16 protein-coding genes and 2 tRNA genes are annotated in these 18,414 nt (G+C 31.6%); 6 read left to right on the top strand and 12 right to left on the bottom strand.

Annotated elements, in window-relative coordinates; genetic code table 11:
• The first annotated feature begins 220 nt into the window (after positions 1–220).
• On the top strand, positions 221–625 hold the full coding sequence (locus tag GQR92_RS16925; RefSeq protein ID WP_158841591.1) for an Abi family protein: 405 nt from the start codon (positions 221–223) through the stop codon (positions 623–625).
• A gap of 10 nt (positions 626–635) precedes the next feature.
• Here GQR92_RS16925 and GQR92_RS16920 read toward each other — a convergent pair whose 3' ends face one another.
• Positions 636–1,529, bottom strand: coding sequence for an IS1595 family transposase (locus GQR92_RS16920; protein ID WP_158837462.1), 894 nt, complete (start codon positions 1,527–1,529; stop codon positions 636–638).
• A 40-nt stretch (positions 1,530–1,569) separates the two neighbouring features.
• Between GQR92_RS16920 and GQR92_RS16915 the strand changes: the two genes are divergently transcribed.
• Both GQR92_RS16915 and GQR92_RS16910 read left to right on the top strand, forming a co-directional pair.
• Positions 1,570–2,067, top strand: coding sequence for an Abi family protein (locus GQR92_RS16915; RefSeq protein ID WP_158842233.1), 498 nt, complete (start codon positions 1,570–1,572; stop codon positions 2,065–2,067).
• Between the two features lie 305 nt (positions 2,068–2,372).
• Positions 2,373–2,663: a DUF6922 domain-containing protein gene (locus tag GQR92_RS16910; protein WP_199269154.1), complete on the top strand. Its 291-nt coding sequence runs from the start codon at positions 2,373–2,375 to the stop codon at positions 2,661–2,663.
• 230 nt (positions 2,664–2,893) lie between these two features.
• Here the strand turns inward: GQR92_RS16910 and GQR92_RS16905 are convergent.
• Positions 2,894–2,978 (bottom strand) — tRNA-Ser (locus GQR92_RS16905).
• A 248-nt stretch (positions 2,979–3,226) separates the two neighbouring features.
• On the opposite strand from GQR92_RS16905, the gene aroC reads away from it, so the two are divergent.
• The 3 genes from aroC (at position 3,227) to GQR92_RS16890 (ending at position 6,354) form a co-directional block, all read left to right on the top strand.
• Positions 3,227–4,291, top strand: a complete 1,065-nt coding sequence (gene aroC / locus GQR92_RS16900; protein ID WP_158841589.1) for a chorismate synthase — start codon at positions 3,227–3,229, stop codon at positions 4,289–4,291.
• A gap of 80 nt (positions 4,292–4,371) precedes the next feature.
• Positions 4,372–5,460 carry a heparan-alpha-glucosaminide N-acetyltransferase domain-containing protein gene (locus GQR92_RS16895; RefSeq protein ID WP_158841587.1) on the top strand — a complete coding sequence of 363 codons (1,089 nt, stop codon included), beginning with the start codon at positions 4,372–4,374 and terminating at the stop codon, positions 5,458–5,460.
• Between the two features lie 6 nt (positions 5,461–5,466).
• On the top strand, positions 5,467–6,354 hold the full coding sequence (locus tag GQR92_RS16890) for a carboxylesterase family protein (protein WP_158841585.1): 888 nt from the start codon (positions 5,467–5,469) through the stop codon (positions 6,352–6,354).
• 219 nt (positions 6,355–6,573) lie between these two features.
• Here GQR92_RS16890 and GQR92_RS16885 read toward each other — a convergent pair whose 3' ends face one another.
• From GQR92_RS16885 to GQR92_RS16840, 10 genes are all read right to left on the bottom strand, one after another.
• Complete coding sequence (locus GQR92_RS16885) at positions 6,574–6,885, bottom strand: DUF3467 domain-containing protein (protein ID WP_105050526.1); 312 nt, start codon at positions 6,883–6,885, stop codon at positions 6,574–6,576.
• Between the two features lie 157 nt (positions 6,886–7,042).
• Entirely contained in the window at positions 7,043–11,317 is a 4,275-nt protein-coding gene (gene rpoC, locus GQR92_RS16880; protein ID WP_158841583.1) for a DNA-directed RNA polymerase subunit beta', read from the bottom strand.
• A 95-nt stretch (positions 11,318–11,412) separates the two neighbouring features.
• Positions 11,413–15,222, bottom strand: a complete 3,810-nt coding sequence (rpoB, locus tag GQR92_RS16875; protein ID WP_158841581.1) for a DNA-directed RNA polymerase subunit beta — start codon at positions 15,220–15,222, stop codon at positions 11,413–11,415.
• Positions 15,223–15,368: 146 nt separating this feature from the next.
• Positions 15,369–15,743: a 50S ribosomal protein L7/L12 gene (rplL, locus tag GQR92_RS16870; RefSeq protein ID WP_158841579.1), complete on the bottom strand. Its 375-nt coding sequence runs from the start codon at positions 15,741–15,743 to the stop codon at positions 15,369–15,371.
• A 51-nt stretch (positions 15,744–15,794) separates the two neighbouring features.
• On the bottom strand, positions 15,795–16,313 hold the full coding sequence (rplJ, locus tag GQR92_RS16865) for a 50S ribosomal protein L10 (RefSeq protein WP_158841577.1): 519 nt from the start codon (positions 16,311–16,313) through the stop codon (positions 15,795–15,797).
• Between the two features lie 19 nt (positions 16,314–16,332).
• Positions 16,333–17,022: a 50S ribosomal protein L1 gene (gene rplA, locus GQR92_RS16860; RefSeq protein ID WP_158841575.1), complete on the bottom strand. Its 690-nt coding sequence runs from the start codon at positions 17,020–17,022 to the stop codon at positions 16,333–16,335.
• A 20-nt stretch (positions 17,023–17,042) separates the two neighbouring features.
• Positions 17,043–17,480, bottom strand: coding sequence for a 50S ribosomal protein L11 (gene rplK, locus GQR92_RS16855; protein ID WP_158841573.1), 438 nt, complete (start codon positions 17,478–17,480; stop codon positions 17,043–17,045).
• Between the two features lie 76 nt (positions 17,481–17,556).
• Entirely contained in the window at positions 17,557–18,108 is a 552-nt protein-coding gene (gene nusG, locus GQR92_RS16850; RefSeq protein WP_158841571.1) for a transcription termination/antitermination protein NusG, read from the bottom strand.
• A gap of 2 nt (positions 18,109–18,110) precedes the next feature.
• Complete coding sequence (secE, locus tag GQR92_RS16845; RefSeq protein ID WP_158841569.1) at positions 18,111–18,305, bottom strand: preprotein translocase subunit SecE; 195 nt, start codon at positions 18,303–18,305, stop codon at positions 18,111–18,113.
• Between the two features lie 20 nt (positions 18,306–18,325).
• Positions 18,326–18,397: transfer RNA gene (locus GQR92_RS16840), tRNA-Trp, on the bottom strand.
• Positions 18,398–18,414: the final 17 nt, after the last annotated feature.

Genomic DNA, 18,414 nt, shown 5'->3' with positions numbered 1-18,414 from the left:
AATAAAAATGAATGAACAAATAGATGCTATGGTCTATGAGTTGTATGGTTTAACTGATGATGAAATCTTAATCGTTGAAAACGCTTAAGAATCACGAACTCCAAAAAAATAAAAAAGTTGTGAGCTAAATTAAGATTGTAGTGAATTCTTAATGTTATTACCATAATGTCTGTCATTGAGAGGCACGAAGCAATCTCTTAAAAATTGAAAAAGAAAATATATGGCTAATAAAGCAACTACAATAAATGAACAAGTAGAAAAACTTAAATATAGAGGTTTGGTATTTGATTCTGGTATAGAAAAAGTAAAAGAAGTGCTTTTAGATATTGGTTATTATAGATTAGGTTTTTATTGGAGTCCTTTAGAAATTGATAAAGACCATAATTTTAAACCAGGTACTAAATTCTCAGATGTTTTAGCTTTATATTATTTAGATGTAGACCTTAAAAATATATTAGTAAGAATCTTAAATAGAATTGAAATTAACTTTAAAACACAATTAATTTATTTTGCATCAAACCAATATCATAAAGATTCTATTTGGTTTACAAATAATAAAATTGTTAAAAACAGTTTTGTAGAAGGTTTTTATAATTTTTATAACAAGAATATTAAAACCATTTAGAGGTCAGTAGTTAGTTACATATAATTTTGTGCTGCTCTACTTTATCCTTTTGAACCATTTTTGTTATTAAGTTATTGAATATTGTTGCTTTACTTTGTGATCGATTAATTCTAAAACAAAATTCATTAAAATATCTATTTAGATTAAAGTCACTTACCCAAGAATACGTTGTTCTTATCCAAGATTTCACTTGATGAATCATTGTATGAAGTGCTTTAAAATTCATACCTCCATTACTTTCTATTTGAGTAATATTATAAGCTTTCGCAATAGGTCTGTAACCTCTCCATTTGTCGGTTATCACTTTAGCTTCTCGACTGATATGATTCACAAAAATATATTGCAAAGAACTAGCTGAAAAATCTTCGATTCTCATGGCATACATTCTTTTAACTTTTCCATCTTCAGTTAGTTCAACAGCAGTTATAGCTTTCTTTTTCTTAGCATTATAACTTCTTCCTACTTTATCTTTTTCTCGTCCACCCAAAACAAATTCATCCACATGAACAATACCGGTCATAGGACTATTTCCACTACTTTCCATTGCTTCTCTAATTTTGAGCATAAATAAACGGGCTGTCTTTTCTGTTACGCTAAAACGAACTGCAACATAACTAGCAGAAAGGCTTTTAGTACTTGTACTCATTTCAAAAACAATAAAAAAAGCTTTTCTAACACCAAACTTTACCTTGTGAAAAAGTGTGTTTGAGGTAGATGATTCTTGATGAGAGCAAATATTACATGTCCGTGAAAAATCTTTTCTTATTTGAGCCTTTTTATGTCCACATTTAACACATTGAAATCCATCTTTCCACTTAATATCTGCCAAGTATTTCTTGCAATCTTCATCCGTTTTAAACCGATCAGCAAACTCTAGAAGGTTTTGTCCTTTAAATATATTCATAATATTACTGTATTTGTTGTTTTTAAAGATATGAATTTAAATACTGACCTCTAAAACCATTAATAATAAACCAATACAGAAGCATCATTTAAAATATAGAAATCATAAGTACGCACCTGCTTGGAAAACTATAGAATTTATGTCTTTAGGAAGCACAATTAATTTATATGATGCATTATTGAATGAATCTTTAAAAAGAACAATAGCAAAACAATACGATGTTTTAAGTTTACAAAATTTTAAAAACTATTTAAAAACGATTAGATATATTAGAAATATTTGTACTCACAGTGATTTGTTGTTTGATGCAAATACTAATTTTACAATATTTAGTTCGCCACAAATACCAATAGAGAATGATAAAACACACTCTTTAGATACGTCTATTAGAGTAATTCTTTATTTTTTAAGTCAAATTTCTGAAAAGAGGTATATAGAATATAAAGACGCTATTAATGAACTTTTTAAAGTAAATTCTAATAATGAGGTTTTAAAAACTATAATCAATAATAAAATTGGCTATAATAAATCATATTAAGGTTACTTTGTATAAGTTGTTTTTATATCATACCTTGCATTAGTGCCCAACCAAACGTAAGCTCTTGGCGATGCACTTTAAAATATTGAAATATAAACCCAGTCGTTCGCACTGGGTTTTTTTATTTAGAATAATTAACTTTATTTTTGTAACGATAAATAGAAATAAACGTCTAATATGTAAGTAAGTTACATCGTTAAGTATAACATTTACAATACAATAAATGATACACATAGTTACTTTAGATAAAGTAATTACATATTTTTAAACAGTAATTAAAGACTATTTTTAAATACCATAAACCATTGGCTAAAAAAATAAACATATCTAATACGTTTCCAAAACAAGCATTTTGGGATATGGATACTAATAAATTATCTGTTCAAAAAGATAAGGCTATTATTATCCCTAGAGTATTAATGACTACAAATGAAGATACTTTTTCTAAAGATATTGAACTTGTAGAAAGTGTTTATAATACCAATGAAATTTACACTACTTTAAAAAACACAAAAGAACGTATTAGTAATAATGTTTGTAGATTAGTTTCTAAACGTTATAACAAACCTGCTTTTTCACGCTATGATTTTAGTTAAATGAGGGATAAACACAAAAAGTTGTGAAGTAGCATAAAAAACAAGAGCTTTTTTTTTAAACTCTTACTATTTTGGATACCTCAATTGCTATTGCTAAATTATTATTACCAGAAGTACTAGGGATAAAGGTCAAAACTTCCATAAATTGAACTAAAAAGAAGATAAACAAAACGCTATACAATACCTATAAAATTAAAAACCTCGTAATCAAAAGATTACGAGGTTTTCTGCGGAGAAAGAGGGATTCGAACCCCCGGACCTGTTACAGTCAATAGTTTTCAAGACTACCGCATTCGACCGCTCTGCCATTTCTCCAGTGTGTGTCTCATCAGCTATTCGCTGAATGCGGCTGCAAATATAGAAAGGTTTTTTAGTTTATAAAAACAAAAAGTACTTTTTTTTTATTTTTTTTTTGAGTATCATTCATAACAAATCATATCACACTATAAATCAAGGATTCTAGCTATTATTTTTTTTTTAGAAATCGGTACAAAATTGTTTTTATCTAGAGTTCTTGTATACTAGTTTCTTATATTTGCCTTCATTATTCTAATTATATAATTATGTCATTTAATTCCTTTGGAAATTTATTAAAAGTAACAACGTACGGAGAATCTCATGGAACCGCTATTGGTGGTGTTATAGATGGTTTTCCTGCAGGGCTAGAACTAGACTTTGATGCTATTCAAAATGAGTTAAACAGACGTAAACCTGGGCAATCTAAAATTGTTACCCAACGTAAAGAACCAGACACTGTTGAGTTTCTTTCTGGTATTTTTGAAGGAAAAACAACAGGAACTTCTATTGGTTTTATTATTAAAAACACCAATCAGAAATCTAAAGACTACAATCACAATACAAATGTATACAGACCTTCTCATGCAGATTATACGTACGATAAGAAGTTTGGAAACAGAGATTATAGAGGTGGTGGAAGAAGTTCTGCTCGTGAAACTGCCAACTGGGTAGTTGCTGGTGCTTTGGCTAAACAGCTAATTGCAAGCATGAAAATTAATGCTTTTACATCTTCTGTTGGAGATATTTTTATAGACAAACCGTATCAAGATTTAGACTTTTCTAAAACAGAAAGTAATATTGTTCGTTGTCCGGATGAAGCTTCTGCAGAAAAAATGATAACAAGAATACAAGAAATAAGAAAAGCAGGTGATACCATTGGTGGAACCGTTACTTGTGTTGCTCAAAATGTACCTGTTGGCTTAGGAGAACCTATATTTCAGAAGCTACATGCACAATTAGGTAGTGCCATGTTATCTATAAATGCTGTAAAAGGTTTTGAATTTGGAAGTGGTTTTTGTGGTGCAAAAATGAAAGGATCTGAACATAACGACATTTTTAATGCAGATGGTTCTACACAATCAAACTTATCTGGAGGAATACAAGGTGGAATAAGCAATGGTATGGACATCTATTTTAGAGTTGCATTTAAACCTGTTGCAACAATTATGAGTTCGCAACAAACTATTAACTCGGAATATGAAGTTACAGAAATTACAGGTAAAGGACGTCATGATCCTTGTGTTGTACCAAGAGCTGTACCAATTGTAGAAGCAATGACTGCTTTAGTTTTAGCAGACTTTTGGTTATTAAATAAAAGTAGACAGCTTTAATTTAAATACCATCTAAAACATTAAAATTAATTATATAACTTATAAATTCGCTTATCTTTAACAGAAATTATATTATTTCTGTGGATATAAACAGGTTGTATTTTATTGATATTGTTAGAGCTTTTGCAATCTTAATGATGCTTCAAGGGCATTTTATAGATACGCTATTGGCAGTTTCTTATAGAGATTTAAACGATCCAGCTTTTATTATTTGGTCTTATTTTAGAGGTATAACAGCTCCTACATTTTTTACTATTTCTGGTTTAATTTTTACGTATCTTTTATTAAAAGCAAAAGAGAAAGGATTAGAAAAACAAAGAATGATAAAAGGGATCACAAGAGGTTTCTTTTTAATTGGTCTTGGTTATTTGTTAAGGGTTCCTATATTGGGTTGGTTGGCAGCAAAATTTAATACTTACTTTTTAGTAATTGATGTACTACAGATAATAGGTTTAAGCCTAATATTAATTATTTGTTTATATTTTATTTGCAACAAAAAAACGATTCTTTTCTCTATAATCACATTAACCTTTGGTGTTGGTATATTTATAACAGAACCCTTATATAGAACCTTAAATGCAACATCAATCCCACTCTTTTTAAACAATTACATTTCTAAAAGTAACGGATCTATATTTACAATTATTCCTTGGTCTGGTTATGTTTTCTTTGGTGCATTTTTAGCAACAATTTTTCATAAAAATTTATTGAAAAAAAGTTTTAAGAAAATAATCATAACTTCTTTTATCACTTTTGGAATCATTTTAATTTTGTGCTCTTCAAATATACTCGTTTTTTTTTCAAAATTATTAAACTCTCAACTGTTAATGGATTCGGCTAGCTATAATTACCTCTTTACAAGGTTTGGAAATGTGTTATTAATTTTCGCCTTTTTTTATAGCTTCGAAAAATATTTAAAAACCCCTTTAATTTTAAAGATAGGACAAAAAACACTTTCTATTTATGTAATTCATTTTATTATAATTTACGGAAGCTTTACCGGTTATGGCTTAAAAAATATCATTGGTAAGAACTTAACACCTACAGAAGCAATCTTTGGGGCTATCTTATTCTTAGTCTCAGTTTGTATATTATCTTTTTATTATGCCAAAACAAATACTTTTTTATACCTAAATTTAAGGAAGATTATAAATAAAGTAAAAACATAATCTAAAATGAAAACTAGCTTCTCTCTTTTTTTTATAATATTCTTTCTAAATACTTTTTCACAAGAAAGATATTTAGAAAAAAACACTAAATTTTCTAAGAGAACCTATACGTATCAGAGGATAAAAAAAGAGAAAAATATAAAGTTAGATTTTTATAAACCTAAAAAAATAAAAGGTAAAGTTCCTTTGTTGATTTATGTTCATGGTGGTGGTTTTTCTGGAGGTGATAGAAAAGATAAAGTTTCTACTGATTTTGCCAAAGAAATGGCCCAATATGGGTACGCTGTTGCATCGATATCTTATCGATTAACCATGAAAGGCACAGGTTTTGGGTGTACAACAAAAGCAGCATTAAAAGTAGCTGCTTTTAACGATACATCTAAAGATATTAGTTATGCTGTAAACTATTTTTTAAGACATCAAAACAAGTTTAAAATAGACCCTAACAAAATAATATTAGTAGGTTCTAGTGCAGGCGCAGAAGCCGTTTTAAATTTAGCCTATGTTTATAATAATAAAATATTAAATCGCAATTTTAAATTTGCCGGTATTATAGCTATGGCAGGCGCAATAACTTCTACTAACAACATCACCAAAGAAACAGCAATTCCTACGCAATTGTTTCATGGAATACAAGATAGATTAGTACCATACAACATAGCCCCACATCATTTCTGCACGTTAGAGTCTGCTGGGTATTTAAAATTATTTGGATCTAAAGCGATTGCGAATAAACTAAAATCTATAAACAAACCGTATTATTTATACAGCGTACAAAACGGAAATCATAGTTGGAATTCAAGACCAATTTATCAATGTAAAAAAGAAATAATCGATTTTTTATATTATGATGTCTTAAAAAAGAAAAGTAGGCAAATAGAAACCATTATTTAGATTTTATTAGATCTAAAAAAACAAGTTTACAAACACCTTTAGATACCTCACATACCTAACTTTAAAAGTACCTAACAACACTTAGTTCTAAAGTATATAATACCTTTTTAGTAACTAATATAAATTGTTATATCGTTTTTTAACCTTTATTATATTACCCAAATAATTCATTCTAAACTAAAAACAAAAAAGACCGCTTTAAAAGCAGTCTTTAATATATTAAGCTTGACCTGTAGGTCCAAAATTCATTGGAATTGGAGGTTGTTCATAATCTTTAATTTCTCCATGGGCTTGTTCAAACTTTCTAACATTATCTGCTAAAGCTTGGGTTAACCTTTTTGCGTGCTGAGGAGTTAATATAATTCTCGATTTCACTTTGGCCTTTGGTACACCTGGCATAATATTAATAAAATCTACAATAAATTCTGACATAGAATGATTAATAATTGCCAAATTAGAATACGTTCCTTCCGCAATTTCTTGATCTAATTCTATATTTATTTGTCCGTCTTTGTTTTGATCTTCTTCCATTTTAATAAATTTGTCAGGTCGAGCGCAGTCGAAACCTAAATTATAAACCTCTCGACTGCGCTCGAGAAGAAATAAAAAAAAAAGTTGAATTGAATAGTGTAATAAGTTACAGCAAACAATTCAACTTTTAAAAAATTATAACGTTAAAAACGTTTATTTAGAAACTTTTTTCCATTTCGTCTTTAGAACCAACTAGAATTTTTTCATAAGATCTCATTCCTGTACCTGCTGGAATTCTCTTACCAACAATTACATTTTCTTTAAGACCTTCTAAAGTATCTATTTTACCACTTACAGCAGCTTCGTTTAATACTTTTGTAGTTTCCTGGAAGGAAGCTGCAGAAATAAACGATTTTGTTTGTAGTGATGCTCTTGTAATACCTTGTAATACTTGCTCTGCCGTTGCTGGTTTAGCATCTCTTGCTTCTACTAAGTTTTGATCATTTCTTCTTAATAAAGAATTTTCATCTCTTAATTGACGTGCAGAAATAATTTGACCTGCTACTAAGTTTTCAGAATCTCCAGCATCTTCAACAACTTTCATTCCGTAGATTGCATCGTTATCCTGAATAAAGTCAATTTTATGAATTAATTGATTCTCTAAGAATAATGTATCTCCAGAATCTATAATTTTAACTTTACGCATCATTTGACGTACAACAACTTCAAAATGTTTGTCGTTAATCTTCACACCCTGTAAACGATATACTTCTTGTATTTCATTTACTAAGTATTCTTGTACTGCAGATGGTCCTTGAATTCTTAAAATATCTGAAGGAGTTGTTGCTCCGTCTGATAATGGCATACCTGCTTTAATAAAGTCATTCTCTTGAACTAAGATCTGGTTAGAAAGCTTAACTAAATACTTACTAATATCTCCAGTTTTAGACTCAACAATAATTTCTCTATTTCCACGCTTAATTTTCCCGAAAGAAACAACACCGTCAATTTCTGAAACTACAGATGGGTTAGAAGGATTACGTGCTTCAAATAATTCTGTTACACGTGGTAAACCTCCTGTAATATCCCCTGCTTTACCAGATTTTCTAGGAATTTTAACTAATGTATGACCGGCATCAACTTTATCTCCATCAGTAACCATTAAGTGTGCACCTAAAGGTAAACTGTATGAACGTAATGCGTTACCATCATTATCTTCAATAATTAAAGAAGCAATTAGTTTTTTGTTCTTAGAATCGATCATTACAATCTCTTGGAAACCTGTTTGCTCATCAACTTCTACAGAGTAATTAATACCTTGTTGTAAGTTATCAAACTTCACTTTTCCACCGAATTCAGAAACAATTACACCATTAAATGGATCCCATTGAACAATTACTTCACCTTTTTTAATCGATTTACGTTCTTTATCAAAGATAATAGAACCGTAAGGTAAAATATTTGTACTCTGAGTAATTCCTGTTTTCTTATCAATAATTTTAATCTCTGCAGTTCTAGATATTACAATATCAATTGATTTACCATCATTGTCTTTTCCAACAACTGTACGTAAATCATCGATAACAACTTTACCTTCAAACTTAGCTATTAATTTATTCTCTTCAGAAATATTACCTGCAACCCCACCAACGTGGAAAGTACGTAATGTTAACTGTGTACCAGGCTCACCAATAGATTGTGCTGCAATAACACCAACTGCTTCACCAATTTGTACTTTACTAAGAGTAGATAAACTTTGTCCGTAACATTTTGCACAGATACCTCTAGTAGACTCACAAGTTAATGGAGATCTTACTTCTAATTTATCAATTCCAGATTTTTCTACAGCTTCAGCTAATTTAGAAGTAATTGCTTGATTTGCTTCTAATATAAGTTCTTCTGTTAATGGATGATAAACATCTTGTAAAGAAACACGCCCTTCAATTCTATCTGATAAAGATTCTACAATCTCATCATTTTTCTTTAATGGAGCAACTTCTAAACCTCTTAATGTACCACAATCTTCTTCGTTTACAATAACATCTTGAGAAACATCTACCAATCTACGTGTTAAGTAACCAGCATCTGCCGTTTTTAAAGCGGTATCTGCAAGTCCTTTACGCGCACCGTGAGTAGAGATAAAGTATTCAAGAATTGATAAACCTTCCTTAAAGTTAGAAAGAATCGGATTCTCAATAATTTCTCCACCACCTGCTGTAGATTTCTTAGGTTTTGCCATTAATCCACGCATACCTGTTAACTGACGAATTTGTTCTTTAGAACCCCTTGCACCAGAATCAAGCATCATGTATACTGAGTTGAAACCTTGTTGATCTTCACGTAAGTTTTTCATAGATAACTCAGTTAATCTGTTGTTGGTAGAACCCCAAACATCAATTACCTGATTGTAACGCTCTTTTTGCGTTAACATACCCATGTTATAGTTACCTACAATGATATCTACCTCTTTATTGGCTTCATCAATCATAGATTGTTTTTCTTTAGGAATAATGATATCCCCTAATGAGAATGATAAACCACCTTGGAAGGCAAATTTATATCCCATATTTTTTATCTGATCTAAGAAATCTCCTGTTGTAGGAATATCTGTAGCTTTTAAAATACCACCAATAATACCACGTAAATTTTTCTTAGTTAATACCTCATTAATATAACCAGCTTTGGCAGGAACAACTTCATTAAATAAAACTCTACCAACAGTAGTTTTTATAATTTTTCTAACTTGTTCTCCATTCTCGTCAACATCATAAGTTCTTACTTTTATTCCAGCATTTAAGTCTACCATTTCTTCGTTAAAAGCAATTGTTACTTCTTCTGGTGAATAAAAAGTTAATCCTTCTCCTTTAATTTTAACTTCTGGAGTAGAGATTCTTTCTTTAGTCATATAATATAAACCAAGTACCATATCCTGAGAAGGAACTGTTACTGGAGCACCATTTGCAGGATTTAAGATATTATGAGAAGCCAACATTAATAATTGTGCTTCTAAAATAGCTTCTGGTCCTAATGGTAAGTGAACCGCCATTTGATCCCCATCAAAATCGGCATTAAAGGCCGAACATGCAAGTGGATGTAATTGAATCGCTTTACCCTCAATTAATTTTGGTTGAAATGCTTGTATACCAAGTCTGTGTAAAGTAGGAGCCCTGTTTAATAAAATTGGATGTCCTTTAATTACATTTTCTAAAATATCCCAAACAACTGGTTCTTTTCTATCTATTATTTTCTTTGCAGATTTAACCGTTTTTACAATCCCTCTTTCAATTAATTTTCTAATTACAAAAGGCTTATAAAGTTCAGCTGCCATATCTTTAGGTATACCACATTCTGACAGTCTTAATTCTGGTCCAACAACAATTACAGAACGTGCAGAATAATCAACACGTTTTCCTAATAAATTCTGACGGAAACGTCCTTGTTTACCTTTTAATGAATCTGATAAAGATTTTAAAGGTCTGTTAGATTCTGTTTTTACTGCAGATGATTTACGAGTGTTGTCAAATAATGAATCTACAGATTCTTGCAACATACGTTTCTCATTACGTAAAATAACTTCAGGAGCTTTTATTTCTACCAATCTTTTTAAACGATTGTTTCTAATAATAACTCTTCTATATAAATCATTTAAATCTGAAGTAGCAAAACGTCCTCCATCTAAAGGAACTAAAGGTCTTAATTCTGGTGGAATTACCGGAATTGCTTTCATGATCATCCATTCTGGATGATTTTCTCTATTTTTTTGAGAATCTCTAAATGCTTCAACAACATTTAAACGCTTTAAAGCTTCAGTTTTACGTTGTTTAGACGTTTCTGTATTTGCTTTATGTCTTAATTCAAAAGACAACCCATCTAAATCGATACGTGCTAATAAATCAATTAAACATTCAGCACCCATTTTAGCGATAAACTTATTAGGGTCTGTATCGTCTAAGTATTGGTTATCTTGTGGTAACTCATCAGCAATATCTAAATATTCTTCTTCCGTTAAGAAATCCATTTTTTGTAATGGTTCTCCTTCCACATTTTTTGCAATACCTGGTTGAATTACTACATAACGTTCGTAGTAAATAATCATGTCTAACTTCTTAGATGGTAAACCTAAAAGGTATCCCATTTTGTTAGGCAATGATCTAAAGTACCAAATATGAGCAACAGGAACTACCAAGTTGATATGCCCTACTCTATCTCTACGTACTTTCTTTTCAGTTACTTCTACACCACATCTATCACAAACGATACCTTTGTAGCGAATTCTTTTGTACTTTCCACAAGCACATTCATAATCCTTTACAGGACCAAAAATACGCTCACAAAATAAACCATCTCTTTCTGGCTTATGTGTACGGTAATTTATAGTTTCTGGTTTTAAAACTTCACCCTTAGAAATTTCTAAAATAGCTTCTGGTGATGATAAACCAATTGAGATTTTGTTAAACTTTTTTACAGTGTATTTCTCTTGTTTTCTTGCCATGTCTTTAAAAAGTATTCAGTATTCAGTTGGCAGTATTCAGTAAACAGTATTCAGAAGCCGACTTGCCACTGAATACTGATGACTGTTTACTAAAATTATTCTTCTAATCTAACGTCTAAACCTAAACCTTTAAGTTCATGCATTAATACGTTAAACGACTCTGGTAAACCTGGTTCTGGCATAGCTTCACCTTTCACAATACTTTCGTATGTTTTAGCTCTACCCATTACATCATCAGATTTTACAGTTAAGATTTCTCTTAAGATACTTGAAGCTCCATAAGCCTCAAGTGCCCATACTTCCATCTCTCCAAAACGTTGCCCTCCAAATTGCGCTTTACCTCCTAAAGGTTGTTGCGTAATTAAAGAGTATGGTCCTATAGAACGAGCGTGCATCTTATCATCAATCATGTGACCTAACTTGATCATATAAATGATACCAACTGTTGCCGGTTGATCAAAACGTTTTCCTGTTCCACCATCATATAAATAAGTATGTCCAAATCTTGGTACACCTGCTGTATCTGTAATCTCATTGATTTGTTCTAAAGATGCACCATCAAAAATTGGTGTTGCATATTTAGTTCCTAATTTTTGACCTGCCCAACCAAGAACAGTTTCATAAATCTGACCAATGTTCATACGAGAAGGTACCCCTAATGGATTTAATACAATATCTACTGGAGTTCCGTCTTCTAAGAAAGGCATATCTTCTGCTCTTACAATACGAGCTACAATACCTTTATTACCGTGACGACCTGCCATTTTATCACCAACTTTTAATTTACGTTTCTTAGCAATGTAAACTTTGGCAAGTTTTAAAATACCTGCTGGTAATTCATCTCCTACAGAGATTGTAAATTTTTGACGACGTAAAGAACCTTGTAAATCGTTTACTTTAATTTTGTAATTGTGAACTAATTCACTTACCAAACTATTTAATTCTTTATCCGTTGTCCAAGAACCTGTTAAATGCACATAATCATCTACAGAATTTAACATTTTAAGTGTATATTTTTTACCTTTTGGTAAAACTTCTTCACCCAAATCATTATAAACTCCTTGCGAAGTTTTTCCGCTAATAAGCATAAACAATTTGTCTATTAAAACATCTTTTAAACCTTCGAACTTAGATACAAAAGATGCCTCTAACTTAGATACAGCTTCTTTATCTCTTAATCGCTTGTTTTTATCTTTAACAGCTCTTCTAAATAATTTCTTATCAATTACTACACCTCTTAATGATGGAGAAGCTTTTAATGATGCATCTTTTACATCACCGGCTTTATCACCAAAAATAGCACGTAATAATTTTTCTTCTGGAGTTGGATCAGACTCTCCCTTTGGTGTAATTTTACCAATTAAGATATCACCAGGATTTACCTCTGCTCCAATTCTAATCATTCCGTTTTCATCTAAATCTTTTGTAGCTTCTTCAGAAACGTTAGGGATATCATTAGTTAACTCTTCAGTTCCTAATTTTGTATCTCTTACGTCTAAAGAATACTCATCAATATGTATAGATGTAAATATATCTTCACGAACCACTTTTTCAGAAATTACAATTGCATCCTCAAAGTTATACCCTTTCCAAGGCATAAAGGCTACTTTCATATTTCTACCTAAAGCTAATTCTCCTTTTTGTGTTGCGTAACCTTCACAAAGAACTTGACCTTCTTCAACTCTATCTCCTGTTTCAACAATAGGTTTTAGGTTGATGTTTGTTCCTTGATTGGTTTTTCTAAATTTAATTAAGTTATAAGAAACTTCATCAGATTCAAAACTTACAAGTTTTTCTTCATCAGATCTATCATACTTAATTGTAATTCTGTTTGCATCTACATAAGTAACCTCACCTGCTCCTTCAGCATTGATTAAGATACGAGAATCTTTTGCAACTCTACGTTCTAAACCTGTACCTACAATTGGAGATTCTGGTCTTAATAATGGTACTGCCTGACGCATCATGTTAGATCCCATCAACGCTCTATTGGCATCATCATGTTCCAAGAAAGGAATTAAAGATGCAGAAATTGATGCAATCTGGTTAGGTGCAACATCCATATAATTAATCGCATCTGGACTAACTACAGGGAAATCTCCTCCTTCACGTGCAATAACTCTTTCTGCAATAAAAGTTCCATCTTCTTTTAATTCTAAGTTAGATTGAGCAAATTTCATTCCCTCTTCTTCCTCAGCACTTAAATAAGTTGGTTCTTCTTTTCCAACAACACCTTCAATAACTTTTCTATATGGAGTTTCTATAAACCCTAAGTTATTCACTTTTGCAAAAACAGAAAGTGAAGAAATTAAACCAATATTTGGTCCCTCTGGAGTTTCAATAGGACATAAACGACCATAATGAGTATAGTGAACATCACGCACCTCAAAACCAGCTCTTTCTCTAGATAAACCTCCAGGTCCAAGAGCAGATAATCTACGCTTGTGAGTAATCTCTGCTAATGGATTCGTTTGATCCATAAACTGAGATAATTGGTTGGTACCAAAGAATGAGTTAATTACAGATGATAATGTTTTTGCATTAATTAAATCGATAGGGGTAAACACCTCGTTATCACGTACATTCATACGCTCACGAATTGTTCTAGCCATACGAGCTAAACCAACACCAAACTGACCTGCTAATTGCTCACCAACAGTTCTTACACGTCTGTTAGATAAGTGATCAATATCATCTACCTCTGCTTTAGAGTTTATTAATTCAATAAGATATTTTATAATCGTTATAATATCTAATTTCGTTAATACTTTTTGATCTATAGGTTCATTTAACTGAAGTTTAGTATTCATTCTAAAACGACCAACTTCACCTAAATTATATCTTTGTTCAGAAAAGAATAACTTATCTATAATACCTCTTGCAGTCTCTTCATCTGGCGGTTCTGCATTACGTAATTGTCTATAAATATGTTCTACTGCTTCTTTTTCTGAATTGGTAGGATCTTTTTGTAGTGTATTGTGAATAATAGCATAATCTGCCATATCGTTATCTTCTTTATGAAGTAAAACGGTTTTAGCACCTGCATCAATTATTTCATCAATATGTTCTTTATCTAAAATGGTATCACGATCAAAAATAATTTCATTTCTTTCGATTGATACAACTTCACCAGTATCTTCATCTACAAAATCTTCATGCCAAGTTTTTAAAACTCTAGCTGCTAACTTGCGACCTAATACTTTTTTTAATCCAGCTTTAGATACCTTTACTTCTTCAGCAAGGTCAAAAATCTCTAAAATATCTTTATCTCTTTCAAAACCAATAGCTCTGAATAATGTTGTAACTGGTAATTTTTTCTTTCTATCAATATAAGCATACATTACTTGATTGATATCGGTAGCAAATTCTATCCAAGAACCTTTAAAAGGAATTACTCTTGCAGAATATAATTTTGTACCATTTGCATGGAAAGATTGTCCAAAGAATACACCAGGTGATCTGTGTAACTGAGAAACCACAACACGCTCTGCCCCATTAATTACAAAGGTACCTGAGTTTGTCATGTAAGGAATTGTACCAAGATAAACATCTTGTACAATTGTTTCGAAATCTTCATGTTCTGGGTCTGTACAGTACAATTTAAGACGTGCTTTTAAAGGCACACTGTGTGTAAGACCTCTTTCAATACATTCTTGTATTGAATATCTTGGCGGATCTACAAAGTAGTCTAAAAATTCTAATACAAATTGATTTCTTGTATCTGTAATTGGAAAGTTATCCATGAAGGTTTTGTACAAACCTTCTTCACCTCTTTCTTCTGCCTTTGTTTGAAGTTGGAAAAAATCTTGAAAAGATTTTACCTGAATATCCAAAAAGTCTGGATATTCCTTAATCATTTGAGAAGTAGCGAAGTTGATTCTTTCAGTAGTGTTTTTCGTTGCCAAAAGAGAGTATTTTTTTGATTAAAATCTAAATTAAAATAAAAAACGAATATATACACAAAATGGTTTAGGTCTAAAAACGTTAGTTCTTAGTACCTAAACCTAAATTTGTTTTCCCGTTACGCCTTAACGTACTCGGGATATGTAGCTTACTTAAGCTCTACCTCAGCTCCAGCTTCTTCTAAAGATTTTTTAAGACCTTCAGCCTCATCTTTAGATACACCTTCTTTTACTGCTGCAGGAGCACTATCTACGATACCTTTAGCTTCTTTTAAACCTAAACCAGTTAATTCTTTAACTAATTTTACAACTGCTAATTTAGAACTACCTGCTGCTGTTAAGATTACGTCAAACTCAGTTTGCTCATCTGCTGCATCATCTCCTCCTGCTGCTGGTCCTGCTACTGCTACTGCTGCTGCTGCTGGCTCAATACCATACTCATCTTTTAAGATAGTAGCTAATTCATTAACTTCTTTTACTGTTAAGTTAACTAATTGTTCTGCGAAATCTTTTAATTCTGCCATTGTAATTGTTTTTTAAAATTTTGTTTTATTATAGTTTATTTGTGCGCGTAATTATTTTTCAGATAATGTCTTGATAATACCTGAAAGTGTTTGTCCACCTGACTGTAATGCTGAAATAACATTTTTAGCTGGAGACTGTAATAATCCAATGATTTCACCAATAAGCTCTTCTCTAGATTTAATATCTACTAAAGCATCTAATTGATCATCACCAATGTAAACAGATTCTTCTGCAAAGGCACCTTTTAAAATAGGTCTATCTTTAGTTTTCTTTCTGAATTCTTTGATTAATTTTGCTGGAGCATTAGCTGCTTCAGAAATCATCATTGATGTATTACCTTTTAATACTGATGGTAAGTCTCCAAATTCTTTATCTGAAGCTTCCATTGCTTTTGCAAGTAATGTGTTTTTAACAACTGATAACTGAATATCTGCTTTAAAACAAGCTCTACGTAAGTTAGAGGTAGTTTGTGCATCTAATCCAGAGATATCTGCTAAATATAATGTATTTGTTCCTGCTAATACTGCTGTTAAATCTTGTATTACTTGTGATTTCTCTTCTCTAGTCATAATTATAAGTTTTAACGTATTAAACAGTTTTCACCTCAACAGCGATACTAGGACTCATGGTACTAGACATAAAAACGCTTTTTACATACGTTCCTTTTGCAGTTGTAGGTTTCAATTTAATAATTGTTTGTATTAACTCGTTTGCATTTTCTTCAATTTTCTTAGCATCAAAAGATACTTTTCCAATTGCAGCATGAACGATACCAGTTTTATCAACTTTAAAGTCAATCTTACCAGCTTTTACATCTGTAACAGCTTTTGCAACATCCATTGTTACCGTACCAGTTTTTGGGTTTGGCATTAAACCTCTAGGACCTAAAATTCTTCCTAAGGGACCTAATTTACCCATTACACTTGGCATTGTAATAATTACATCTACATCTGTCCATCCTCCTTTAATCTTTTGAAGGTATTCATCTAACCCAACATAATCTGCACCTGCTGCTGTAGCTTCTGCTTCTTTATCTGGAGTTACTAATGCTAAAACTTTTACATCTTTTCCTGTTCCGTGAGGTAATGTTACAACACCACGTACCATTTGATTTGCTTTACGAGGATCTACTCCTAAACGTATAGCTAAATCTACTGATGCATCAAACTTTACATTAGTAATGTCTTTGACTAGCGCTGAAGCTGCTGCTAAATCATAAGATTTAGAGCTATCTACCTTTGCGTAAGCTTCTTTTTGCTTTTTTGTTAATTTTGCCATTTTACTACTTTTTATAAAGTTTATGCTGGTGCATCTCCTTTTACTGTTAATCCCATAGAACGTGCTGTACCTGCAATCATACGCATTGCTGAAGAAGTTTCAAAGGCATTTAAATCTACCATTTTGTCTTCTGCAATAACTTTAATTTGATCCCAAGTAACTGATGCTACTTTCTTTCTGTTTGGTTCTCCTGAACCTTTTTTAATTTTGGCTGCTTCTAGTAACTGGACTGCTGCAGGAGGAGTTTTTACAAGAAAATCGAATGATTTATCTTTGAAAACAGTAATAACAACAGGTAAAACTTTACCTTGTTTGTCTTGCGTTCTTGCATTAAACTGTTTACAGAACTCCATAATGTTAACACCAGCAGCTCCTAAAGCAGGTCCAACCGGCGGCGATGGATTCGCTGCGCCTCCCTTTACTTGTAACTTAACTACTTTACTAACTTCTTTTGCCATTTTAAAAATGTTTAATGATTTATTTTAAGTTGGAAGCCAAAAAATAAATCGATATCAATATATATTTGTGTAACAATTATATCTTTTCTACTTGCATATAACTTAACTCTAATGGTGTTTTTCTTCCGAAAATCTTAACCATTACTTCAAGTTTACGCTTTTCTTCGTTTACTTTTTCTATAGTTCCGTCAAATCCGTTAAATGGACCATCAACAACTTTTACTGTTTCACCGATATTAAAAGGAATTGCAATATTTTCATCTTGTACAGATAGCTCATCAACCTTACCTAACATTCTGTTAACTTCAGCTTTACGCATAGGAACAGGTTCTCCACCTTTTACTTCTCCTAAGAATCCAATAACACCAGTAATTCCTTTTATTACGTGAGGTACTTCTCCAGATAGATTCGCCTCAACCATAATATAACCCGGAAAGTATACTCTTTCTCTATTTACCTTTTTACCATTTCTAATCTGAATTACTTTTTCAGTTGGTACAATTACTTGACTAACATAGTCAGATAATCCTACTCTAGAAATTTCAGTTTCAATATAAGCTTTCACTTTATTCTCTTGTCCTCCAATGGCCCTAACAACATACCACTTCATTACTGAGTCAGTCGCCATAATTAGTTTGAAAATATTTTAAAAAAGTTATCTAATCCTGTTTGAAAAACATAATCTATACCAGCAACAGCTAATGCGAATACAATTGTAAAAACAGCGACAGTTACCGTTGTTTTTTGCGCATCCTCTTTAGAGATCCAAGTCATGTGGTTACTTAATTCGTCAAAAGAATCTTTGATATATTGTATAAAGTTCATTTTACATTTATGTTTTATAGCACGGGCGGAGAGATTCGAACTCCCGACAGCTGGTTTTGGAGACCAGTGCTCTACCGCTGAACTACGCCCGTATTTTATTCATTGATAA

The organism is Polaribacter sp. L3A8 (assembly GCF_009796785.1).
Classification (GTDB): Bacteria; Bacteroidota; Bacteroidia; order Flavobacteriales; family Flavobacteriaceae; genus Polaribacter.
Note: the sequence above shows the minus strand (reverse complement) of the source record. Positions and strands in the feature narration are given on the sequence as shown.